The sequence below is a fragment of the Streptomyces sp. VTCC 41912 genome, from assembly GCF_045799175.1.
GTDB lineage: Bacteria > Actinomycetota > Actinomycetes > Streptomycetales > Streptomycetaceae > Streptomyces > Streptomyces albulus_C.
Genome location: NZ_JBJMAB010000006.1, coordinates 178,554 through 200,873, shown reverse-complemented (window position 1 = coordinate 200,873; position 22,320 = coordinate 178,554). Strand labels below are relative to the sequence as shown.

The following is a 22,320-nucleotide window of genomic DNA, read 5'->3' as shown; positions in this document are numbered from 1 at the left end:
CCGGTTCTCGACCACCCACCTGGTCAACTGACGTATCGTCAGCTACGGTCCCCTTCGCCACCTGCTCCGGCGAAGGGGATCCGTCATGTCCGCCGGCAACACCGCACCCACCACGGTCGTGCGCTTCAACCTCGCCGGCCCGCCGGTCGCCCCCGAGGAACTGTCCGCCCGCTACCGGGCCGCCGTCGAGATGGCCGCGTACGCCGACGCGCACGGCGTGGGCATGGTCCAGACCGAGGAGCACCACGCCACCGACAACGGCTGGATGCCCTCCCCGCTCACCTTCGCGGGAGCCGTCCTCGGCACCACGAGCCGGATCGGCGTGACCGTCTCGGCCCTGCTGAGCCCGCTGCACGACCCGCTGCGGCTGGCCGAGGACCTCGCCGTGCTCGACCTGCTCGGCGCCGGCCGCCTGGTCACCGTCGCCGGACTCGGCTACCGGCCCGAGGAGTACGCGGCCCACGACAAGGACTGGCAGCGCCGCGGCGCCCTCCAGGACGAGGTGCTCCGCACGCTGCTGGACGCCTGGACCGGTGAACCGTTCCGCTATCGGGGGCGCACGGTCCAGGTCACTCCGCGCCCGTACTCGCGACCTCACCCGACGCTGCTCGTCGGGGGCGCCTCGCGGCCGGCGGCCCGGCGCGCGGCGCGTCTGGGGCTGCCGTTCTTCCCCAGCGCCCACCTGCCGGAGTTGGTGCGCTACTACCACGCGCAGTGCGCCGCGGCCGGGACCGAGGGCTGGGTGCTCCAACCCCCGCCGCGCACCTGCCTGTTGCACGTCTCCGAGGACCCGGACCGCAGTTGGGCCGCGCACGGCGGTCACCTGCTGTACGAGGCGCAGCGGTACGCGGCCTGGCAGTCGGCCGACGCACGCTCCGCGGTGCGGTCCACCGCGCAGGACGCCGAGGCGCTGCGCGCGGAGGGCGTGTACCGCATCGTCACCCCGGACGAGTGCGTCAAGCTGGCCCAAGAGGACGGCGCCCGGGGCACGTTGATCCTGCATCCGCTGTGCGGCGGGATGCCCGTCGAGGAGGGGTGGCGTTCGCTGCGGCTGTTTGCGGAACAGGTGATTCCGCGACTGACGGACTGATCCGCCGGACGGCGCGGCCGCACGGTCGATTGTCAGTGCCGGGTGCCACGATCGAGGCATGAGCTTCTTCGACGGACTGCCCGCCTCCGGCCCGCCGGCCGAACCTCTCGACGACACGCTGGAGTTGGGCACCTACGCACCCGGGCCGGACGAGGAGTTCGCGCCCTCGCACTGGTTCGTGCCGGCGCAGCTCGCGCAGGTCGCCGAGGCCGGCGCGGGGCCGGACGTCCGGATCATGCTCACCGGCTGGCAGGTCTGGCCGGGGTCGGTGACGATGCGGCTCTCGGTCTTCCTGCGGCGGATCCGGACCGGCGGGCGGACGTCGCCGTACGGCCCTCCGGACAGCGGGGCGCTGCGCTGCGGGCTGCTGCTGGCGGACGGGCGGAAGGTCACCACGCTCGACGGGCCGCCCCTGCCGGTCGCCGGGCCCGCCGGCCCGACACTGCGGCTGAGCGGCGGCAGCGGCGGCGCCTTCCACTACGAACTGGAGCTGCACCTCTCGCAGTTGCCGCCTGCCGGCGTCACCCAGCTGGTCGTCGAGTGGCCGGACGAGCAGGTGCCCGAGACCGTCACCGTCGTCGACGCCGGACCGCTGCGGGCGGTCGCCGGCGAAGCGCGGGAGATCTGGCCGGCCGCCGCGCCGCCAGGCCACCGGGCGGCGGACGAGCAGACCCGGGGGTTCCTCGGCCTCGGCCCGGGGCCGGCGGCGCTCCTCGCCCGGCCGTCCGGGCCGGAGTCGCCGCAGCCGTGGTCACCGCCCGCGCCCGACGCGGCGCGCGACGACTGGAGACTCCTGGCGCCGTTCCACTGGCAGGACACCGGGCTGGTGCTGGCCCGCCTGGAAAGCGGTGCCGATCCCGGCGCGCTCGTGCCGGGCCACGCTCGCGCGACCCCGCTGCACCTGGCCGCGGCCCACGGTGGCCCGGTGGCCGTCGCCGCGCTGCTGGAGCGGGGCGCGGTGGTGGACGCGCGGGACGGCCAGGGCCGCACCCCGCTGTGGCACGCCGTCTGCCACGGCGCCGGGGAGAACGCGGAGCTGCTGCTGCGGGCCGGCGCCGACGCCTGGACCCCGCAGCTCGGCGGGCGCTCCCCCGGCCGACTGGCGCTGACCTGCGAGCTGGCCCCGCTCTTCGCCGAGTTGCCGGGGGCGGTGCCGTTGGCGCCCGGGGAGCGCGCCGCCCAGCGGGAGGCGGACGCCCGGGCGGCGGTGTTCCGAGGGGTGCGCACCGAAGGTGCCTCGGTCGCGTTCGTGGCGGGGATCGACGAGGCCGAGGCGGTCCGGCGGCTGGAGCGGGACCCGCGCGAGACCGCGGTGGGGCCGCCGGACGCCACCGCGGTCCCCCACGACCCCGGGGAGGCCCACCGCCGGGTGGGGGTGACGGGGGTGCTTGGCGGCTGCGTCCTGCTCCAGCCGGCCTCGTACCTGCTGGGCACCGATGCGGCGCTGGACGCCCTCTCCGTCGGCGCCACCGCGTACGGCCTGTACTTCGACCCCAGCGGCGGCACCTTCGGCACCCTCTCCCGCGACGGCCGCACCGAGCTGACCGAGGAGATCGGTCTCCCGCCGTACGGCGACGAGCCCGAGGGGCACTGGCACTACCGCTTCTGGAGCTGGTCACGACCGCAGGAGCTGTACGGCGCCGCCGAGTTGGGGTACGCCTGCGCGGCGGCCGGCCTGCGGGTGACGGACCCGCGGCCGGTGAGCGGGCCGCCGCACCGCTGGGTGGAGATACCCGCGGGCAGCGCGCTCCTGGCGTAGTGCGGTCCCGGTGCGCCCGCCCGCACGAACCACCGCTGCCCCGGCTCGGGAGAGCCGGGGCAGCAGCGACAACTGAGGAGAGGGCTGGCGGGGGGGTTAGCCCATCTCCTCCAACGCCTTGCCCTTGGTCTCCTTCACGAACTTGAGCACGAAGGGGATCGAGAGCAGAGCGAAGACCATGTAGATCACGTAGGTGCCGGACAGGTTCCAGTCCGAGAGGCTCGGGAAGCTGGCCGTGATCGCCCAGTTGGCGATCCACTGCGCGGAGGCGGCGACGCCCAGCGCGGCGGCCCGGATCTTGTTGGGGAACATCTCACCGAGGAAGACCCAGACCACGACGCCCCAGGAGAGGGCGAAGAAGAGGACGAAGCCGTGCGCGGCGATCAGGGCCACGGTGCCTTCGGCGGAGGGCAGGGTGCCGGCCGCGGTCTTGGCGGAGAAGGCCCACGCCTCCAGGGCGAGCGCCACGGCCATGCCGGCCGAACCGATCAGCGCCAGCGGTCGGCGGCCGATCCGGTCGACGAAGATCATCGCGATCACGGTGCCGATGATGTTGATGATCGAGGTGGTGAAGCTGTAGAAGAACGAGCCCTCGGGGTTGATGCCGACCGACTGCCACAGCGTCGAGGAGTAGTAGAAGGCGACGTTGATGCCGACCAGCTGCTGGAAGACGGAGAGCCCGATGCCGACCCAGACGATCGGCAGGAAGCCGCCCTTGCCGCCGAGCAGGTCCTTGAAGGTCGACTTGTGCTCGCGGCGCATCGCGTCCTGGATCTCGGAGACCCGGGCTTCGAGGTCCACGCTCCGGCCCTCGACCTCGGAGAGCACCTCCTTGGCGCGCTCAAGCCGACCGGCGGAGATCAGGAAGCGCGGCGACTCGGGGATCGCGAAGGAGAGCAGGCCGTAGAGGATGGCGGGGATGACCATCACGCCGAGCATCCACTGCCAGGCTTCCAGGCCGGCGATCTTGCCGCGCTGCTCACCGTTGGCGAGGTTGAGGATGCCCCAGTTCACGAGCTGGGAGATGGCGATGCCGACGACGATGGCGGCCTGCTGGAAGGAGCCGAGCCGTCCGCGGTAGGCGGGCGGCGACACCTCGGCGATGTAGGCCGGGCCGATGACCGAGGCCATGCCGATCGCGATGCCGCCCAGCACGCGCCACATCGCCAGGTCCCACAGGGCGAACGGCAGCGCGGAGCCGACGGCGCTGATGGTGAACAGCACCGCGGCGATCTGCATGACCCGGATCCGGCCGATCCGGTCGGCGATCCGACCGGCGGTGGCGGCGCCGATGGCGCAGCCGATCAGGGCGATGGCGATCACCTGCGCGAGGACGGCGGAGCCGACGTCGTAGCGGCTGCGGATCGCCTCGACCGCGCCATTGATCACGGAGCTGTCATAGCCGAAGAGAAAGCCGCCCATCGCGGCAGCCGCGGTGATGAAGATGACATGGCCGAGGTGGTCCGGCTGGGCCTTGCGGCCTTCCGGGACCGTCGGCTGCGCGGTGCTGGTCAACGTGAACTCCAGTGGCCCGGCTGCGCTGCCGGGCGTAGGGGGCTGGCCCTACAAGTGGTGCACACGTCGGGGGCACCCACCACTTGAAGGTAAAAGCAACGTTGCAGAGACTATGCCTTTAAGTTTCGAAGTCAATACCCCAAAGCTGACGTCTTCCTCACCCGACTACCGCAGCCTTCATTCAAGTTCTGAATTGATCTTCAGGGAATGAAGGAGAGGGGCCACCGGCCTCGGCGCGACCGGGCCACCGCACCGGCTCAGCGCAGCCGCTGACTGATCACCTTCGAGACGCCGTCCCCCTGCATCGACACGCCGTAGAGCGCGTCGGCGACCTCCATCGTCCGCTTCTGGTGCGTGATCACGATCAGCTGCGAACTCTCCTGGAGCTCCTCCATGATCCGGATCAGCCGCTGCAGATTGGTGTCGTCCAACGCGGCCTCGACCTCGTCCATCACGTAGAACGGACTGGGCCGCGCCTTGAAGATCGACACCAGTAGTGCCACCGCGGTCAGCGACCGCTCACCGCCCGACAGCAGGGAGAGCCGCTTGACCTTCTTGCCCGGCGGGCGCGCCTCCACGTCCACCCCGGTCGCCAGCATGTCGTCCGGGTTCGTCAGCACCAGGCGTCCCTCGCCCCCCGGGAAGAGGCGCGCGAAGACGCCCTCGAACTCCCGCGCGGTGTCCTGGTACGCCTCGGTGAAGACCTGCTCGACCCGCTCGTCGACCTCCTTGACCACCCGCAGCAGGTCGGCCCGGGTCTTCTTCAAGTCTTCAAGCTGTTCGCTGAGGAACTGGTGCCGCTCCTCCAGCGCCGCGAACTCCTCCAGCGCGAGCGGGTTCACCTTCCCGAGCTGCTGATACGCCCGCTCGGCGGCCTTCAACCGCTTCTCCTGCTCGGCCCTGACATAGGGAACCGGCTGGTTCCGCGGGTGTTCCGGGTCCTCGGGCAGCGCCTCGCCCTCGGCCGGCGGGGACGGCGGCACGGGCTGGTCGGGACCGTACTCTGCCACCAGCGCGGCCGGCTCCACCCCCAGCTCCTCCAGCGCCCGGGCCTCCAACTGCTCGATCCGCAGCCGCTTCTCGGCCCCCAACACCTCGCCGCGATGCACCGAATCAGTCAGTTTGTCCAGCTCGCTCGTCAACTCCCGGCCCTGCTCGCGCTCGGTGGCCAGGGCCCGCTCCCGCTCGTCCTTGGCACGTTCCGCGGCGGCCCGCTCCTCCTCGGCCCTGACGACCGACACCTCGACGTGCGCCAGCAGCTGCCGCGCACCCGCGGCCACCGCCCCGGCCACCGCGGCCTCGTGCCGCAGTCGGGCCCGCCGCTGCTCGGCGCGGGCCCGCGCCTCGCGCTCCACCCGCGCCGCCCGGTCCAGCCCGTCCGCCCGCCCCGCGAGCGCCTTGACCCGTTCCTCGTGCGTCCGGGCCTGGAGGCGGGCCTCCATCTCCGTCTGCCGGGCATTGGCCCCGTCGGCCGCCAGCCGGTCGCGCACCGAGGTGTCGGGCTCCTCGTCGTCCGCGCCCGGGTCCTCCTCGGCCGCGACCAGCCGCGCGGCCAGTTCCTCGGCCTCCTCGGTGGCCCGCGCCAGCGCCTCCTCGGCCCGCGCGGCCGCGGCGGCGGACCGCTCCGCCTCACCGGCGGCGGCCCGCGCCTGCCCGGCGAGCCGCCCCAGGTCCCCGGCGACCTTCGACTTCTCCCGGTCGGCGGCGCGCCGCCGACCGTCCAACTCCTCGACCAGCGCGGCGCACTCGGTCCGCCACCGCTCCGCCGCCCGCCGCTCCTCGGCCAGGGCGTCGCAGCGGGCCGCCAGCTCGGTGAGTTCCGCGGCCGCCTCGTCGACCGACGCCTGCACCTCCAGCAGGCTGGGTGCCCCGGCCGACCCGCCCTGCGCGAAGTGCGCCCCGAGCAGGTCGCCCTCCGCGGTGACGGCGATCAGCTCCGGCCGCGCCACCACCAGTTCCTCGGCCTCGGCCAGCGACCCGACCACCACCACGTCCCGCAGCAGCCGGGCCAGCGATGCGGTCAACTCCTTGGGTCCGTGGACGAGTTCATGGGCCGGCACCGGCGCCGGCCCGCTCCCCGACCCGCCGGCCGCACCGCTCCCGGCGGTTCCACCGGCCCCGGCGGACGACTCGCCGCCGGCCCGCTCGGCGACCTCCACCGCCACCACGGCCTCCCGCGCCCGGGCCGGCGCCGGCACCCGAGCCGGCCGCGCGCCGCCGAGCACCATCGCCGCCCGCCCGGCGTCCTCCTTCCGCAGCAGCCGCAGCGCCTCCGCCGCCACGGCCGGATCGGTGACCGCCACCGCATCCGCGGCGGCCCCCAGCGCGGCCGCCACCGCCACCTCGAAGCCCGGCGTGACGGTCAGCAGTTCGGCGGCCGGCCCGAGCACCCCGCCGATCCGCTCCGCGGCGGCCAGCAGCGCACCGGTGCCGTCCTTGCGGCGCAGCCCGAGGGCGAGAGCGTCGTGCCGGGCGGCGGTCGCCGCCCGTTCCCGTTCGGCCGCGGTCAGCGCCTCCCGCACGACGGTCAGCGCCGACTCGGCCGCCGCCAGCTCCTGCCGGGCCGCCTCGTACCGACCGCCGACCTCCGCGTCGTCCGCGTCCAGCCCGTCGACCTCGGCCTTGAGCTGCTCGTACTCCTCCTGTGCGACGACCGCCCTGCTCCGGGCGGCGTCCCGGGCCTCGACCAGCCGCCCGATCTCCGCCTGCGCCGAAGCCGCCCGACCGCGGGCCGCGGTGACCTGTCCGCTCAGCCTGGCCAGGCCCTCGCGCCGGTCCGCCAGGGCTCGCGCGAGGTCCCGCAGCCGCCGCTCCTCGTCCGCCAACTGCCGCTCCAACGCGGCCCGGTGCTCGACGGTGTCCTCCAACGCCCGACTCGCCGCCTCCAACGCGGCCGTCAACTCCGCCTCCTGCTCGCGGATCCGGGCGGCCTCCCGCTCCAGGTCCTCGGGCTCCCGACCGCGCCGCTCCTCCGGCGGGGCCGCCGCGGCGCTGCGGACCCGGGCCTCGGCCAACGACACGGTGCCCCGCACCCGCTCGGCGAGCTGGGACAGCGCGTACCAGGTCTGCTGGGCCCGCTGCACCCGCGGCGCGAGGGCACGCACCTCCGCCTCCATGGCCGCCTCGCGCTGCTGTGCGGTGCGCAGCCGCGCCTCCACCGCCTCCTTGCGCTCCTTCAGTGCCGCCTCGTCGGCGATCTCGGCGGCCAGCGCCCGGCGCAGCGCGACCAGGTCGTCGGCGAGCAGCCGCAGCCGGGCGTCTCGCAGGTCGGCCTGGATGACGGCGGCCCGCCGGGCGACCGCGGCCTGCCGCCCCAACGGTTTGAGCTGTCGCCGCAGCTCGTCGGTGAGGTCCTGCACGCGGGCGAGATTGGCCTTCATCGCCTCCAGCTTCCGCAGCGCCTTCTCCTTGCGCTTGCGGTGCTTGAGCACCCCGGCGGCCTCCTCGATGAACGCCCGGCGGCCCATCGGATCGGCGTGCAGGACGGAGTCGAGCTGGCCCTGCCCGACGATCACGTGCATCTCGCGGCCGATGCCGGAATCGGAGAGGAGCTCCTGGATGTCCAGCAGCCGGCAGGTGTCACCGTTGATCTGGTACTCGCTGCCGCCGTTGCGGAACATGATCCGGGTCAGCGTGACTTCGGCGTACTCGATGGGCAGCGCCCCGTCGGAATTGTCGATCGTCAACGAGACCTCGGCGCGGCCGAGCGGCTGCCGCCCGGTCGTCCCGGCGAAGATGACGTCCTCCATCTTCCCGCCGCGCAGCGATTTGGCGCCCTGCTCCCCCATGACCCACGACAAGGCGTCCACGACGTTGGACTTGCCGGACCCGTTGGGGCCCACGACGCAGGTGATGCCCGGTTCGAACCGGAGCGTCGTGGCGGAGGCGAAGGACTTGAAGCCTCGCAGGGTCAAACTCTTCAGATGCACGCCGTTGAACTCTACCGGCCACCCCCCGGGGCCCCTCCGCAACATTCCGGCGACCGTCCCGCTCCCCGTACGGCTCCCTTGTGTGGACCGCTGTTGGCCGTCGGTTCACCGGGAAAGGCAGGCGCCGGTTTCACCGGGTGAGGGGAGGGGCACATCATGCGGTAAGGACGAACCGAGGGGCTGGGGAAACCCGCGCGACGGAAGTGACCGAAGGGCACCGAGGTGTCCGGACGGCGCGAAAGAGGTCGCGGAAAAGGCACGGCGCACGACCGCGAGGACGGAACGGGGATTATGACGAAGGGACGCCGAAGCGTCCCTTGCAGATCTTGAAGAGCGGTGCCTCAAGCGGCTGGCGTGCAGCCCGTCCGACCGTGATCTTTGAGCGTGGACCGGGTGAGGCGATCGGGGTCAGGTGAGCGCGGGCTCCGCCTGGGGTACGTCGATGTCGAGTACCGAGTCGTCGCGACGCGTGGCAGCGGAGAGCATGTCATTCTCGGCCTGCATCCGAATGAGTTCGGATTCGAGGTCCTGGACGCGCTGCTGAAGCCGTCGCATCTCGGAGAGGACTCGGGGGTCGGAGCCGCCGACGTAACCGAGAAGCGCCTTTGCCATGATGGATGGTCCTCCACAATGAGTGACCGACCGAAGCGGTGTGGGTCGTGAGGGATTCGCACCCGCGGTGCTTGTCATTCTCCAGGTGTACTCAATGCCAAACAGCTAAGGTGCGCGGGGATTCCAGAGTCTCACCAAACGGATGGACGGTCAACACGATCACACCCCGTATCCTCGGGCGCCTGAGAGTGCGCAGCGGCCATGACATGGCGCCGACTCTCCAGAAAGGACCCGCGGGGCGTGGAGATCATCCGTACAGCGGCAGCCTTGCACGGGTCGGCCGAGTTGGCAACCACCAGGGCTTATCTCCGGTAAGTAGCTCACGGTGACGTACCGGCCGGAGCCCTTGGCACGCCCGTCCGGGGGGCGTCTTCGGGCCCGGTCAGCGGATCTCGAAGCCGTCGTAGCCGCCTCGCGGAGTGGCCCAAATCTCAGTGACGCCGGTGACGGCCCCGGGCGTGTCCCCGGTGCGGAGCCACTCCAGGAGCTGATCGCAACGGTCCTTCGCGCCCTCGGCGACGACCTGGACGCGTCCGTCACCGAGATTGACCGCGAAACCGGCCAGCCCGCCGATGCGCAAAGCGTTCGCTCGGGTGAACCAGCGGAACCCGACTTCCTGGACCAACCCGCGTACCCACGCGGTCATCCGCACCTCTTCTTCCATGTGTGCACGTTAACCGGCCAATTGCTCAGCAAGCACATCTGCCCCTGACGCCATGGCGTACAGTCCCCCGACAGCGAGGGCTCACCCTTTCGAGTGAGTCACCTTCGGCGCTGCACGGAAGGAACTCCCGCGGATGGGCCGCCATCGACGCTCTGCTCCTCACGCTCCGGAACACCTGCGTCCAGGGCAGGTTGACGGTCCGACAGGTGCGGGCGCGCCTGCCGGGCACCGCGGCCACCGGGCGGCCCGCAGGACCGCGCCGGTGCGCACCGGGCTGCTCGGTGCCTCCGCCGCGGTGGCGATGGGTGCGGTGGCGGTGGCGTCCGGGTTGGTCCCCGGCGGCGGTCGGTTCGAGGTGAGCGGCGGCGGCCCCACCGACCGGGTGCGCGCCGGCGCGCTGCCGGACGCCCAGCCGCAGGAGAGCTCCGCGGCGCCGATACCCGGGGCCACGGTCGCGGCCGGCCGCGGCGCCGGCGACCCCGCGTCCCGGGGCACCGGCCGGGCGCCCGCCCCGGATGCCCCCGACGCCCCGGGCTCCACGGCCTCCTCTCCCGGCTCCCCCAGCTCCCCCGGCACCTCCCCGTCGGCGCCCGGGCCCTCGGCCTCCCCGTCCCGCGCGGCCGACGACCGGCCCTCCGCGGGCCCCACCGACGGGCCGACCACCGCGGCGCCCGGACCGTCGGCGTCCCCGACCGTCCCCGCGGCCACCAGCGGCGGCCCCGAGGCCGCGGCCGAGGCCGAGGTGCTCTCGCTGGTCAACCAGGAACGCGCCCGGGTGGGCTGCTCCCCGGTCACCACCAGCGGCGAACTGGCCGGTCTGGCCCAGCGGTTCAGCGACGACATGGCGCGCCGCGGGTTCTTCGGCCACACCGATCCGGACGGCCACACGCCCTGGGACCGCGCCCGCGTCCAGGGCGTGCCCGACCTCGGCGGGGAGAACATCGCCCGGGGACAGGCCGACGCCCGGTCCGTGATGGATTCGTGGATGGACGACCCCGGGCACCGCGCCAACATCCTCAACTGCGAGTACAAGACCCTCGGCGTCGGCGCCCACTTCGGCCCGGGCGGCCCGTGGTGGACGCAGGACTTCGGCTTCTGACGCCGCCCGCCACGAAGGCGCGCGGCCGCGGTCAGCTCGGGCGCGGCGGGCGTTGGCAGCGGGGGCAGAAGTAGCTGGACCGGTTCATCCAGGGGCGGCGGCGGATGGGGGTGCCGCAGCGGCGGCAGGGTTCGTCCTCGCGGCCGTAGGCGTCCAGCGAGCGCTCGAAGTAGCCGGACTCGCCGTTGACGTTGACGTAGAGGCTGTCGAAGCTGGTGCCGCCGACGGCCAGGGCCTCGGTCATCACGTCCCGGACGTGCCCGAGCAGCTCGGCGGTGCGGGGGCGGGTGAAGGTGGCGGTCGGCCGGTCGTAGTGGAGCCGGGAGCGCCAGAGCGCCTCGTCGGCGTAGATGTTGCCGACGCCGCTGATCAGGGTCTGGTCGAGGAGCGCGCGCTTGATCGTGGTGCGGCGGCGGCGCAGCGCGTCGTGGAAGGCGGCGTCGTCGAAGGCCGGGTCGAGCGGGTCCCGGGCGATGTGCGCGATCACGTCGGGGAGCAGGTCGGGGTCGCCGGGCACGGTGTCGTGCAGCGAGAGGCCGCCGAAGGTGCGCTGGTCGACGAAGCGCAGCTCGGTGCCGGCGGCCTCGGCGGGGGTGCCGGCGTCGAGGAAGCCGATCCGGATCCGCAGGTGCTTCTCGTCGGGGGCGTCCTGCGGCTGGACCAGCAGCTGTCCGCTCATCCCGAGGTGGGCGAGGATCGCCAGGCCGTGCGTGACGGACGGGGTGAGGACCGGGGCGATGCCCTCGGCGGCGCTCTGGGCGGACGGGCCGCCCCCGGCCACCGGGAGCCAGAGGTACTTGCCGCGACGCCGGGCCGGGCCGACGCGCAGTCCCTTGAGCCGGGCGGCGAAGTCGTCCGCGCCGGCGGTGTGCCGGCGGATCGCGCGCGGATGGCGGACCTCGACGGTGTCGATGGTGCGGCCGGTGACCCAGCGCTCCAGTCCGCGGCGGACGACCTCGACCTCGGGCAGCTCGGGCACGGGTGCTCCTCACGCTCCTCAACGAAGAGTCACACGACTCTCGGAAAAGACTTCTGACCCCACCCGGAGCGGCCGTCGGGCCGCCCGGGAGGGGTCAGAAGCGGGAATTCAGTTCGCCGGCGACGCAGTGTCGCCGGAAGCCTGAGCCGGGTCGTCGCCGTCCGGCGCCTTCCCCGCCGCCTCGTCCGCCGCCGCGCGGATCGCGCGCCATGCGGACTCGGCAGCCTGTTGCTCGGCTTCCTTCTTGCTGCGGCCGGTGCCGGTGCCGTACGAGACACCACCGACGCGGGCAGCAGCAGTAAAGGTCTTCTCGTGGTCCGGGCCGGTCTCGGTGACCAGGTATTCCGGCACGCCGAGGCCCTCGGTCGCGGTGAGCTCCTGGAGACTCGTCTTCCAGTCGAGGCCGGCGCCCAGACTGGAGGACTTCTCGATGAGCGGGTCGAAGAGCCGGTGCACCAGCTCGCCGGCCGCGTCGAGGCCCTGGTCGAGATAGACCGCGCCGATCACCGCTTCCAGGGTGTCGGCGAGGATGGAGGCCTTGTCCCGGCCGCCCGTGCCTTCTTCGCCCCGTCCGAGGCGGATGAAGGCGCCGAGGTCGAGGCCGCGGCCCACCTCGGCGAGCGCCCGCGAGTTGACCACCGCGGCCCGCAGTTTGGCCAGTTGGCCTTCCGGCAGGTCGGGGTGGATGCGGTACAGCGTGTCCGTGACCACCAGGCCGAGGACCGAATCCCCGAGGAATTCGAGCCGCTCGTTGGTGGGCAGGCCGCCGTTCTCGTAGGCGTACGAGCGGTGCGTCAACGCACGCACCAGAAGGGCGGACTCAAGTGTGTACCCGAGCCGCCCTTCCAGAAGCGAGAGAGACGAGGCCGTGTCCGACGAGGGGGCGTCTACTGCCTTCTTCGGGCTAGACACAGTGCCTGTCACCAGCCGCTCAGACCGCGATGACCTGGCGCTTGTTGTAGGTGCCGCAGCTCGGGCACGCGATGTGCTGCTGCTTCGGCTCCTGGCAGCGCTCGCACGCAACCAGGGTGGGGACCGCAGCCTTCCACTGCGACCGGCGGTGGCGCGTGTTGCTGCGCGACATCTTCCGCTTCGGAACAGCCACGGCTACTTCTCCTGAGGTTCGTCCCCGCCGTCGCGGGGTTCGTTGTCCTTCTCGCGGTCCTGGTTGGACTCGACGAGTTCCTGCAATGCCGCCCAACGCATGTCGACGGCATCGTGGTGGTGGTCCGGATCGTCCGCGAGCCGCGCTCCGCAATCGGAGCACAGACCCGGGCAGTCCTCCCGGCACACCGGCTGCAGCGGCAGTGCGAGCACCACCGCGTCCCGCAGCACGGGTTCGAGGTCGAACAGGTCGTCCTCGAGATGGAAGCTGTCTTCCTCGTCCTCGGCGTCGTCGCCGGACTCAGCAGTCCGGGCGTCGGCGTCGGGGTAGGCGAACAGCTCCTGGAAGTCCGCTGCGAGCACTCGCTCCAGCGGCTCCAGACACCTTACGCACTCCCCCGTCACGGTCGCACGGGCGGTGCCCGTTACGAGCACCCCGTCCATGACCGATTCCAGGCGGAGGTCGAGTTCCACCGGACCGCCCACGGGCACTCCGATGACTTCGTTGCCGAGGTCCGCGGGGGCCTCGACGGAGCGGGAGAGCCGCTTCAGCGTGCCGGGACGACGACCCAGCTCGCGTGTGTCGAACACGAGCGGAGAACGGTGGTCGAGGCGGGCGTTGATGGCTTTCCTGCTTTCTGTACTGCGGTAACAGCCGTCCACGGCCGGAATACGGCCTGCGGGCAGCAGTGATCGCGGTCATACACGCGACCGAAGAGCCAGGATACTGGACCGCCCCCGATAGGCCCAATCCGCCTCCGTGACCCGCCCGCCTGGGCCCGGCGGGCCGGGCCGGGGACTGCCGGACGGGGGGTTGCCGGACCGGGACTAGTGCCGGCCTTCCTCGTACTGCCGGAGTTGGTCGAGGTTGATCAGGCTGGTGTCGAAGAGGCTGGTCTCGTCCAGGGCGCCGGGCTGGCCGGCCTGGGGCTGGGGGGCGTGCTGGGGCTGCCCGGGCACCTGCGGCACCTGGTAGCCGGCACCCGGGTCGTAGCCCTGCGGGGGGACCTGTGCGGCCGGCTGCTGGGCCTGCTGCCAGTCGTAGCCGTAGGGATCCTGGTGCTGGGTGTAGGGGAGCTGTTCGGGCTGCTGGTAGGGGTAGGCGTCCGGCTGCTGGTAGGCGGCGGCCTGGCCGTCGTAGTAGCCGGGCTGCGGGGCCTGCGGCACTTCCTGGGGCGCCGGCTGCTCGGCCTCCTGGAAGGTGCTGACGCCCGCCAGGCCGGCGAGGTAGTCCGCGTCGGCCTGCAGCGGGGCGCCGGTCTGCGGGTCGTGCTGCCCGGCGAGGTGGGTGGCGAGCTCGTCGATCGGGCGGGCGCCCTGGAGCTTGTCCCGACCGCGGCCGACCGCCTCCAGGGTCTTGGTCAACACGGCCTGGAAGGCGCCGAACTTGGCGTCCACGTAGGCGTCGGCGCGCTGCTTGAGGGTCTCCGGGTCGGCGCTGCGCTCGGGGGCCTCGACGTCCTCGTGGCCCAGTTCGTCGAGACCGGGACCGCGGCCCAGCAGCTTCTCGCGGCCGCGGTCGACGGAGCCGATGGTCTTGGTCAGCACGACCTCGAAGTTGGCGAGCTTGCTGTCGACGTAGTCGTCGGCCTGGGCGCGGACCTCGTCGGCCTCCTGGCGGGCCTCGGTCAGGATCCGGTCCGCCTCGTCCTGGGACTGCCGGACCACCTCGGTGTCCGAGATCAGCGAACCGCGCTGGCTGTGCGCGGACTCGATGATCCGCTCGGCCTCGACGCGCGCCTGCTCCACCATCTGCTCGCGCCCGCCGAGGAGTTCCTGGGCCTGCGCGAGGGAGCCGGGGAGCGCGGTGCGCACCTCCTCCAGCAGGGCGAGCAGCTCGGCGCGGTTGACCACGCACGAGGCCGACATGGGTACGGACCGGGCGCTGCCGACGGCTGCGACGATGTCGTCGAGCTTCTTCTGGACGTCCACCTTGGACTCGCCACTCTCTGCAGGATCGGAAGGACGGAACGGGACGACTGTACGGCCAGGAGCCCCCGCCCCGACACCTGCTGACGGCCCGTCAGACAGGCGTCGGTCCTACCGCACCGGATGCCGGGTCACGACTGCTTGCTGAGCCGTTCGGTCAGCGCGTCCAGGACGAACGGCGGGACCAGGTGGGAGACGTCGCCGCCCCAGGCCGCGACCTCCTTGACCAGGCTGGAGGAGAGGAAGCTGTAGGTGGGGTTGGTCGGCACGAAGAGCGTCTCCACCCCGGAGAGGCCGTTGTTCATCTGGGCCATCTGGAGTTCGTAGTCGAAGTCGCTGACCGCGCGCAGGCCCTTGACGATGGCCGGGATGTCGCGCTGCTTGCAGAAGTCGACGAGCAGGCCGTGGAACGCCTCGACCTCGACGTTGCCGTATTCGGCGGTGGCCCGTCGGATCAGGTCGATCCGCTCCTCGACCGTGAACAGGCCCTGCTTGGACTTGTTGATCATGACGGCGACGTGGACGACGTCGTACAGCTTGGAGGCCCGGGCGATGATGTCCAGGTGCCCGTTGGTGATGGGGTCGAAGGACCCCGGACAGACGGCGCGGCGCAACTTCGTCTCCTCGCTCTCCGGTCCGTTCATGACACGGTTGCTGACGTCGGTTCGGCGGACGCCGAAGCGGCGCGACCGTACCAAAGCGTCCCCTCGCCGTAGCGACGGGCCTTGATCGCTTCGAATCCGTCCGGCCAGGCGAAGGCGCCGCCCCGGGTGCTCCGCTCCACGGTGACGAGTGCCTCCTCGGCAAGCCACCCCTGACCACGGAGTGTGAGGAGGATCTCGCGGAGGTCGTCGTCGCCGACCGCGTACGGCGGGTCGAGGAAGGCGACGTCGTAGGGCGCCGCCGGGGCCGGGGTCGCGGCGACCTGCTCGGCCTTGCCGACCCGGACGTCGACGCCGGGCAGACCGACCGCCTTGACGTTCTCCCGGATGGTGCGGACGGCCCGGGCGTCGGCCTCGACCAGCAGGACGTGCGCGGCACCGCGGGAGAGGGCCTCCAGGCCGACCGCGCCGGAACCGCCGTAGAGGTCGAGCACGCGGGCGCCGGTCAGCGGGCCGTCGAGCGACTCCCACGTGGAGAACAGCCCCTCGCGCGCCCGGTCGGAGGTCGGGCGGGTGCCGTTGCCCGGCGGTACGGCGAGGCGGCGGCCGCCGGCCGTACCGGCGATCACGCGGGTCATGGGCCCGTCCTTACGTTGCGCGGTGGTCGAGGGGCGGGCGCCCGGCGGGCTCCGCCCTCCCACGATATGTCCGTCCCCCGGGGGGCGGGTCCGCGCTCGGCTCGGGCCGACCGTGATCGTTCTCACGGCGCGGGCCGCGAGCGGTCCGGGCGCGGGTCAGCCCTTGTCCAGATACTGCTCCCGTTCGTCGTCCAGCAGGGCGGACAGCGCGGTCCGCAGCTCGGGGCAGCCGGTCAGCTCGGGGTCGGCGGCGACCAGGGCGGTGGCCTCCTCGCGGGCCGCCGCGATCACCTCCTCGTCCTCGATGACCGCGAGCATCCGCAGCGAGGACCGGGCGCCGGACTGCGCCTGGCCGAGGACGTCGCCCTCGCGCCGCTGTTCGAGGTCGATGCGGGAGAGCTCGAAGCCGTCGAGGGTGGCGGCGACCGCGGCGAGCCGGGCGCGGGCCGGGCTGGCCTCCGGCATCTCGCTGACCAGCAGGCACAGGCCGGGCGCCGCGCCGCGGCCGACCCGCCCGCGGAGCTGGTGGAGCTGGGAGACGCCGAAGCGGTCCGCGTCCATGATCACCATGGCGGTGGCGTTGGGGACGTTGACGCCGACCTCGATGACGGTGGTGGCGACCAGCACGTCCAGCTCGCCGGCGGCGAACCGGCGCATCACGTCGTCCTTGTCGTCGGGGGCCATCCGGCCGTGCAGCACCGCCACCCGGAGTCCGGCGAGCGGGCCCTTGCGCAGCTGCTCGGCGATGTCCAGGACCGCCAGCGGGGGGCGCTTCTCGGCCAGGTCCTCCGCTGAACTCGGCTCCGCCGGCGCGTCCTTGGCCTTCTTCCCCTTGGGGGCGGCGGCCTCCTCGTCGTCGCCGATCCGCGGACAGACCACGTAGGCCTGGTGACCGGCGACCACTTCCTCGCGGACCCGCTCCCAGGCGCGGGCGAGGAAGTGCGGCTTGTCCTTGGCGGGGACCACGTGGCTGGCGATCGGGGAGCGGCCGGCGGGGAGCTGGTCCAGGACCGAGGTCTCCAGGTCGCCGAAGACGGTCATGGCGACCGTCCGCGGGATCGGCGTCGCGGTCATCACGAGCAGGTGCGGGGGCTGCTTGCCCTTGGCCCGCAGGGCGTCGCGCTGCTCGACGCCGAAGCGGTGCTGCTCGTCGACGACGACCAGGCCCAGGTCGTGGAACTGCACCACGTCCTCGATCAGGGCGTGCGTCCCGATCACGATGCCGGCCTCGCCGGTGACCAGGTCCAGCAGCGCCTGGCGGCGGGCCGCGGCCCCCATCGACCCCGTCAGCAGCACCACCTTGGTGCCCTGCTCGGCACCGCCCAGCAGGCCGCCCTCGGCGAGGTCGCCCATCATCTCCGTGACGGAGCGGTGGTGTTGCTGGGCCAGCACCTCGGTCGGCGCGAGCATCGCGGCCTGGCCGCCGCTGTCGACGACGCCGAGCATGGCGCGCAGCGCGACCATGGTGTTGTGGGTGACCGTGAAGTGGTCGGTCACGTAGGCGTGGGAGGGGTGCGCGACGCTGATGCACTGGACGGGCCTGCGGCCGACGTGCTCGACGGCCCGGACGGTGCGGTGGAAGGCGGCGCCGTCCGCGTCGCCGGCGGTGCCCTCGTCGGGCGTCGCCACCGTGACGTCGTGCCCGCCGTCGACCGGGGTGGCGTGGGCGGTGCCGCCCAGCGAGCGGGCCAGCCAGGCGAGGTCGGCGGCCAGCGGCTCCGGGACGGCACGGACGAGCGTGCCGGTGCCCGCGGGCTCGCCGGCGGCGGCCAGCAGGCCCGCCAGCAGCGCCCGGCGGTCCTTGACGGGGGCGTTGCGGTAGGCGGCGGGGACGCTCGCGCCGGCCGGCCCGTGGCCGCCCGCGCCCAGCGTCCGCCCCAGTGCGTACGGGTCGAGCGGGCGGTGCCCGCCGTCGTCGAGGTCCACGGGGGTGGCCGGGGCGATCGACCAGCGCGGCCGGCCGTCGTCGTCCAGCAGCGCGGTCCGCAGCTCGCGGGTGGTCAGCACCCGTTCCTCCGTGGTGTGGGAGGTTCCCGTGGTGCGGGAGGCCCCCTGGGTGCGGGCGGAGACGATCCACAGGTGCTCGTCGTCGCACTCGACGGTGCTGCCGTCGGACAGCACCAGTCGCCACACCTCCCGCTCGCCCTGCGGGAACACCCCGTCCACCAGGGCCGTCGCCCCGCTGGGCACCACCACTTCGCTGCCCACCGCGAGCCGTCCCATGGGACGGAAGCCGCGCGGGGTGAGGACCAGGGCGTCCAACGGCTGGGCCTTGCCGGAGCCGACCTCGCCCTGGAGGAGGCGGTGCATCGGGTGCTCGGTCGCCAGGTCGTCGAAGATCTCCCGGCTGACCTTCGTCTGCCCCTCGGTGAGGGTGAACGGCAGCCGGGCGTCGAACGCGTCGAGGATGCCGCCCGGTGTCAACTGGCGGGCAACGGCGGGGAGTTGTGCGTCGGCGAAGCGGCGGCGGGCGAGCGCGACCTGGAGCACGAACGCCTCGTCCCACTTCAGCCGGGCCCGCGCGTCGGCGACGTCGGCCTTGCTGCCGGGGCGGTGGACCTTCAGCAGCGCCTCGGTGAGCGGGATCAACCCGCGCCCCTCGCGCAGCCCCGGGGGCAGCGGGTCGACGGCGTCCTGGGCGCTGGGCAGCACCGCGTCGACCGCCTTGGTGATCTTCCAGGAGGCCATCTGCTGGCACGCCGGGTAGATCGGCATGAGCTGACTGGCGAAGGCGTCCACGGCCTCGGTGTCGGCGTCCTGGTCGAGGAGTTCGTACTCCGGGTGGGCCAGTTGGAGCTTGCGGTTGAAGACCGAGACCTTGCCCGCGAACATCGCGCGCCTGCCGGGCAGCAGGTCCTTGTGCGGTTTGTGGACGCCCTTGCCGAAGAACACCAGCTGGATCCGGCCGCTGCCGTCCGTGAGGGTCACTTCCAGCCGCTGCCCGCGGCCGTGGTTGAACGTCAGCACGCGGGCGTCGGCGACCCGGGCCACGACCGTGACGTGTTCGTCCAACGGCAGGTCCGACAGCCGGGTCAGCTCACCGCGCTCGGCGTAGCGCCGCGGATAGTGGTGCAGCAGATCGCCGACCGTCTCCAGGCCGAGGTGCTCGGCCAGGACCTTCGCGGTGGTGCCGCCGAGGATCTTCTTCAGGGGTTCGTCGAGCGCTGCCACGCGTTCCATTGCACACCACGCCACTGACAACGAGCCACCACCGTCGCCTTCCGCCGCCGGGAATTCCCGACCCGGACGGCAATTCCGCCACCGTGCCGACGCCCGCGGTGCGCCGTTCCACGCCGATCAGCACCGGTCTGCGCCGGTCTGCGCCAGTCAGTGGTGCGCTATTCCACGCCGATCAAGAGGGGCGCCGCATGGGCACCGCCTTCGTAGACGACGGTGTCCACCGCGAGGTGGCGCTCGCGGACGTGCCGCTCCAACCCTTCGGCGAGGGAAGCGGGGACGTCCGCGCCGAGCACCAGGGTCACCAGTTCGCCGCCGGCGGAGAGCATCCGGTCGAGCACCGTCATCGCGGTGCGGGCGAGGTCCGGCCCGATCACCACCACGTCGCCGTCGATGAGGCCGAGCACGTCGCCGGCCTGGCAGACCCCCGCCATCGTCCAGGACCGGTGCTCGGCGACGGCCAGTTCGGCGTAGCGGGTGGCGCCGGCCGCCGCGGTCATCGCGACCATGTCCTGATCGAAGCTGCGGCCCGGCTCGTGGACGGCCAGCGCCGCGAGTCCCTGGACGGCGGAGCGGGTCGGGATCAGGGCGACCCGCACGCCCTCGGCCCGCGCCTGCTCGGCGGCGGCCGCCGCGGTGTGCCGCAGTTCCGGGTCGTTGGGCAGCAGCATCACCTCGCGGGCGTGCGCCTGCCGGATCGCCTGGACCAGTTCGCCGCTGGCCGGCGGCTCCCCGGGGCGGACCGTCACCGGGGTCGCGCCGGCGTCCGCGCACAGGGCGGCGAGCCCGGCGCCCGGCATCACCGCCACCACGGCCCGGGGCGCCAGCGCCGGCTCCTTGGCGCGCGGCCCGGCGCCGAAGTGGGTGATCCGGATCCGGTACGGCCGACCGGCCTCGATGCCGGCCTCCACCGCGGCCCCGGCGTCGTCGACGTGCACGTGGACGTTCCACAGGCCGTCGCCGCCGACCACCACCAGGGAGTCGCCGAGCCGGTCGAGCCGGTCCCGCAGCCGGGCCACGTCGGCGTCGCCGGCCTCCAGCAGGTAGATCACCTCGAAGGCGGGCCCACCGACGTGCGGATCGGCGCAACCGTCCGCCCCCGGTGGCGTCACCGCGCAGCCCGCCGCCTCCGGGACCGGCCCACCGGCCTGTACGGCGACGGGCTCGGCGGTCACCTCCCCGGACAGTGCGTCGGCGAGCGCGCCCAGCAGGGCCACCAGCCCGCAACCGCCGGCGTCCACCACCCCGGCCTGCCCCAGCACCGCGAGCTGCCCGGGGGTGGCCCGCAGCGCCTTGACCGCGCCCTGGTGGGCGGCCCGGGCGACCTCTGCGGCCTCGGCTGCCGCGCCGGCGTCGTCGGCGTCGTCGGCGTCGTCGGCGTCCGCGGCGGTCTGCTCGGCGGCGTCGGCGGCGGCCGTCGCCACGGTCAGCACGGTGCCCTCCACGGGATGCGCGACCGCCTCGTACGCCGCGCTGGCGGCCCGGCGCAACGCCCGGCGCAGGGCGTCCGCGGCACCGCTGCCACCGGTGGGGGCGGCCGCGAGCACCTGGGCCATGCCGCGCAGCAGCTGGGCCAGGATGGTGCCGGAGTTGCCGCGCGCCCCGATGAGGGCGCCGTGCGCCATGGCGCCGACGGCGGCGGCGAGGTCCGGTTGCGTGCCGGCGGAAGCGTGCCCGTCGAAGGCGGCCTCGACCGCGCGGGCGGCCGATTCCAGCGTCAGGTAGAGGTTGGTGCCGGTGTCGCCGTCGGCGACCGGATAGACGTTGATCGCGTCGATCCGCTCGCGTTCCCGTCCGAGCGCCTCCAGGGCCAGTCCGCACCAGGTGCGGACGGCGGCGGCGTCGAGCGGGTAGGGCACGTCGTCCTCCTGAGGGTCGCGGGATGCACCCGCACAGTAGTCGCCGGAACGCCGGGGAGGCCGGGTCGGGTCCGGGGGGTGCGTGCTAGTTTCGTCCTGCGGGAGTGGCCGTTGTATGCTGCTCCGGTTGCCCGATGAAAATCGGGCCATTCCTCTCCTGTCGGCGTCGGCACGGCTATGCACTCGACCCGGCAGGCTTCCCGTAAGTGCATCTGAAGTCTTTGGAGTGACCCGTGGCTGCCAACTGCGACGTCTGCGGCAAGGGGCCGGGCTTCGGCAAGAGTGTCTCGCACTCGCATCGCCGCACCAACCGTCGTTGGAACCCCAACATCCAGACGGTTCGTGCAGTGATCGGGCGCACGCCGAAGAAGCTGAACGCCTGCACCTCGTGCATCAAGGCCGGCAAGGTCTCGCGCTGACGCCTTAGCCGTAGCGCAGCCCCGCCGGTTGCTTGAGAAGCCGGTCCACCTCAGGGTGGGCCGGCTTCTGCCGTTGTCCTACGGGATCGCGGCGCGGGTGGTCGATCCGCGGCCCCCGGCGGTCAGGGGGCGGTGCGCAGCCGCCACCCGTGGTCGACCGGGCCGATGCCGGCGCCCAGGCGGAAGCCCGCCGCGATCGCGCCGGTGACGTACTCCTTCGCCGCCACGGCCGCCTGCGGGACGGTGTCCCTCAGGGCGAGCCGGGCGGCGAGCGCGCTGGCGAGGGTGCAGCCGGTGCCGTGGGTGTGGCGGTTGTCGTGCCGGGGGGCGCGCAGCCAGTGCTCGGCGCTGCCGTCGGTGAGCAGGTCCACCGCCTCACCGGCCGCGTCCGCCGCGTCGTTCGGGAGGTGCCCGCCCTTGATCAGGACCCAGCGCGGCCCGAAGGCCAGCACGGCGTCGGCGGCCCGCCGCATCGCGTCGGCGGTGTGCACCCGTTCTCCGGTGAGCTGCGCCACCTCGTCGAGGTTGGGGGTGGCGACCGTCGCGGTCGGCAGGAGCTTGTGGCGGACCGCGTCCAGCGCGGAGGCCGCCAGCAGCGCGTCACCGTGCTTGGAGACGCCCACCGGGTCGACGACGACCGGCACATCGAGACCGGCGAGCAGCTCCGCGACGGTCTCGACGAGTGCGGCCGAGGAGAGCATGCCGGTCTTCACGGCCTGGACGCCGATGTCGTCGACGACGCTGCGGAACTGGGCGCGCACCGCCTCGGCGGGCAGTTCCCACGCCCCTTGGACGCCCAGGGAGTTCTGCGCGGTGACGGCGGTGAGCACGCTCATGCCGTGGGTGCCCAGCGCCAGCATCGTCTTCAGATCGGCCTGGATGCCGGCACCGCCGCCGGAGTCGGAGCCGGCGACGGTGAGCACGCGGGGAGGTGTCTGCATGCCG

Annotated in this window: 18 protein-coding genes; 4 read left to right on the top strand and 14 right to left on the bottom strand. The window is 73.2% G+C overall.

Features of this window, described 5'->3' with window-relative positions:
• Positions 1-85 precede the first annotated feature (85 nt).
• Complete coding sequence (locus tag ACJ6WD_RS12215) at positions 86-1,090, top strand: LLM class flavin-dependent oxidoreductase (RefSeq protein WP_233658502.1); 1,005 nt, start codon at positions 86-88, stop codon at positions 1,088-1,090.
• Between the two features lie 58 nt (positions 1,091-1,148).
• Positions 1,149-2,849, top strand: coding sequence for an ankyrin repeat domain-containing protein (locus tag ACJ6WD_RS12210; protein WP_407615770.1), 1,701 nt, complete (start codon positions 1,149-1,151; stop codon positions 2,847-2,849).
• 96 nt (positions 2,850-2,945) lie between these two features.
• Here ACJ6WD_RS12210 and ACJ6WD_RS12205 read toward each other — a convergent pair whose 3' ends face one another.
• The 4 genes from ACJ6WD_RS12205 to ACJ6WD_RS12190 all read right to left on the bottom strand — a co-directional run bounded on the left by ACJ6WD_RS12205 (position 2,946) and on the right by ACJ6WD_RS12190 (position 9,569).
• Positions 2,946-4,364, bottom strand: coding sequence for a sugar porter family MFS transporter (locus tag ACJ6WD_RS12205; RefSeq protein WP_407615769.1), 1,419 nt, complete (start codon positions 4,362-4,364; stop codon positions 2,946-2,948).
• A gap of 257 nt (positions 4,365-4,621) precedes the next feature.
• Entirely contained in the window at positions 4,622-8,293 is a 3,672-nt protein-coding gene (locus ACJ6WD_RS12200) for an AAA family ATPase (RefSeq protein ID WP_407615768.1), read from the bottom strand.
• A gap of 408 nt (positions 8,294-8,701) precedes the next feature.
• Positions 8,702-8,905 (bottom strand): hypothetical protein, encoded by a 204-nt coding sequence (locus ACJ6WD_RS12195; protein ID WP_016571373.1) that lies wholly within the window; start codon positions 8,903-8,905, stop codon positions 8,702-8,704.
• 382 nt (positions 8,906-9,287) lie between these two features.
• Positions 9,288-9,569 (bottom strand): acylphosphatase, encoded by a 282-nt coding sequence (locus ACJ6WD_RS12190; RefSeq protein WP_016571374.1) that lies wholly within the window; start codon positions 9,567-9,569, stop codon positions 9,288-9,290.
• A gap of 133 nt (positions 9,570-9,702) precedes the next feature.
• Between ACJ6WD_RS12190 and ACJ6WD_RS12185 the strand changes: the two genes are divergently transcribed.
• On the top strand, positions 9,703-10,668 hold the full coding sequence (locus ACJ6WD_RS12185) for a CAP domain-containing protein (protein ID WP_407615767.1): 966 nt from the start codon (positions 9,703-9,705) through the stop codon (positions 10,666-10,668).
• A 31-nt stretch (positions 10,669-10,699) separates the two neighbouring features.
• Here the strand turns inward: ACJ6WD_RS12185 and mutM are convergent, their stop codons facing one another.
• The 9 genes from mutM to ACJ6WD_RS12140 all read right to left on the bottom strand — a co-directional run bounded on the left by mutM (position 10,700) and on the right by ACJ6WD_RS12140 (position 20,956).
• A complete protein-coding gene (mutM, locus tag ACJ6WD_RS12180) occupies positions 10,700-11,647 on the bottom strand; it encodes a bifunctional DNA-formamidopyrimidine glycosylase/DNA-(apurinic or apyrimidinic site) lyase (protein WP_331248517.1) in 948 nt (315 codons plus the stop codon).
• A gap of 108 nt (positions 11,648-11,755) precedes the next feature.
• On the bottom strand, positions 11,756-12,571 hold the full coding sequence (gene rnc / locus ACJ6WD_RS12175; RefSeq protein WP_037634234.1) for a ribonuclease III: 816 nt from the start codon (positions 12,569-12,571) through the stop codon (positions 11,756-11,758).
• A gap of 7 nt (positions 12,572-12,578) precedes the next feature.
• Entirely contained in the window at positions 12,579-12,752 is a 174-nt protein-coding gene (gene rpmF, locus ACJ6WD_RS12170; protein ID WP_016578620.1) for a 50S ribosomal protein L32, read from the bottom strand.
• A gap of 2 nt (positions 12,753-12,754) precedes the next feature.
• Complete coding sequence (locus ACJ6WD_RS12165) at positions 12,755-13,342, bottom strand: DUF177 domain-containing protein (protein ID WP_233658496.1); 588 nt, start codon at positions 13,340-13,342, stop codon at positions 12,755-12,757.
• A 237-nt stretch (positions 13,343-13,579) separates the two neighbouring features.
• A complete protein-coding gene (locus tag ACJ6WD_RS12160) occupies positions 13,580-14,683 on the bottom strand; it encodes a cell division initiation protein (protein ID WP_376437499.1) in 1,104 nt (367 codons plus the stop codon).
• Between the two features lie 128 nt (positions 14,684-14,811).
• Entirely contained in the window at positions 14,812-15,324 is a 513-nt protein-coding gene (gene coaD, locus ACJ6WD_RS12155; RefSeq protein ID WP_020930121.1) for a pantetheine-phosphate adenylyltransferase, read from the bottom strand.
• Positions 15,321-15,920 (bottom strand): 16S rRNA (guanine(966)-N(2))-methyltransferase RsmD, encoded by a 600-nt coding sequence (gene rsmD, locus ACJ6WD_RS12150; protein WP_038521975.1) that lies wholly within the window; start codon positions 15,918-15,920, stop codon positions 15,321-15,323. The genes coaD and rsmD overlap by 4 nt, the downstream gene beginning before the upstream one ends.
• A gap of 156 nt (positions 15,921-16,076) precedes the next feature.
• Positions 16,077-19,100 (bottom strand): helicase-related protein, encoded by a 3,024-nt coding sequence (locus ACJ6WD_RS12145; protein WP_407615766.1) that lies wholly within the window; start codon positions 19,098-19,100, stop codon positions 16,077-16,079.
• A 158-nt stretch (positions 19,101-19,258) separates the two neighbouring features.
• Entirely contained in the window at positions 19,259-20,956 is a 1,698-nt protein-coding gene (locus tag ACJ6WD_RS12140) for a DAK2 domain-containing protein (protein WP_407615765.1), read from the bottom strand.
• A 233-nt stretch (positions 20,957-21,189) separates the two neighbouring features.
• On the opposite strand from ACJ6WD_RS12140, the gene rpmB reads away from it, so the two are divergent.
• Positions 21,190-21,375, top strand: coding sequence for a 50S ribosomal protein L28 (gene rpmB, locus ACJ6WD_RS12135; RefSeq protein WP_006602870.1), 186 nt, complete (start codon positions 21,190-21,192; stop codon positions 21,373-21,375).
• 122 nt (positions 21,376-21,497) lie between these two features.
• Here the strand turns inward: rpmB and thiD are convergent, their stop codons facing one another.
• Positions 21,498-22,316, bottom strand: coding sequence for a bifunctional hydroxymethylpyrimidine kinase/phosphomethylpyrimidine kinase (gene thiD / locus ACJ6WD_RS12130; protein WP_407615764.1), 819 nt, complete (start codon positions 22,314-22,316; stop codon positions 21,498-21,500).
• Positions 22,317-22,320: the final 4 nt, after the last annotated feature.

Excerpts from the sequence above, each read along its gene's own strand:
- ACJ6WD_RS12215 (WP_233658502.1), top strand. The coding sequence starts at position 86 with ATGTCCGCCGGCAACACCGCACCCACCACGGTCGTGCGCTTCAACCTC.
- ACJ6WD_RS12210 (WP_407615770.1), top strand. The coding sequence starts at position 1,149 with ATGAGCTTCTTCGACGGACTGCCCGCCTCCGGCCCGCCGGCCGAACCT.
- ACJ6WD_RS12195 (WP_016571373.1), bottom strand. The coding sequence starts at position 8,905 with ATGGCAAAGGCGCTTCTCGGTTACGTCGGCGGCTCCGACCCCCGAGTC.
- ACJ6WD_RS12190 (WP_016571374.1), bottom strand. The coding sequence starts at position 9,569 with ATGGAAGAAGAGGTGCGGATGACCGCGTGGGTACGCGGGTTGGTCCAG.
- ACJ6WD_RS12185 (WP_407615767.1), top strand. The coding sequence starts at position 9,703 with ATGGGCCGCCATCGACGCTCTGCTCCTCACGCTCCGGAACACCTGCGT.
- coaD (WP_020930121.1), bottom strand. The coding sequence starts at position 15,324 with ATGAACGGACCGGAGAGCGAGGAGACGAAGTTGCGCCGCGCCGTCTGT.
- rsmD (WP_038521975.1), bottom strand. The coding sequence starts at position 15,920 with ATGACCCGCGTGATCGCCGGTACGGCCGGCGGCCGCCGCCTCGCCGTA.
- ACJ6WD_RS12145 (WP_407615766.1), bottom strand. The coding sequence starts at position 19,100 with ATGGAACGCGTGGCAGCGCTCGACGAACCCCTGAAGAAGATCCTCGGC.
- thiD (WP_407615764.1), bottom strand. The coding sequence starts at position 22,316 with ATGCAGACACCTCCCCGCGTGCTCACCGTCGCCGGCTCCGACTCCGGC.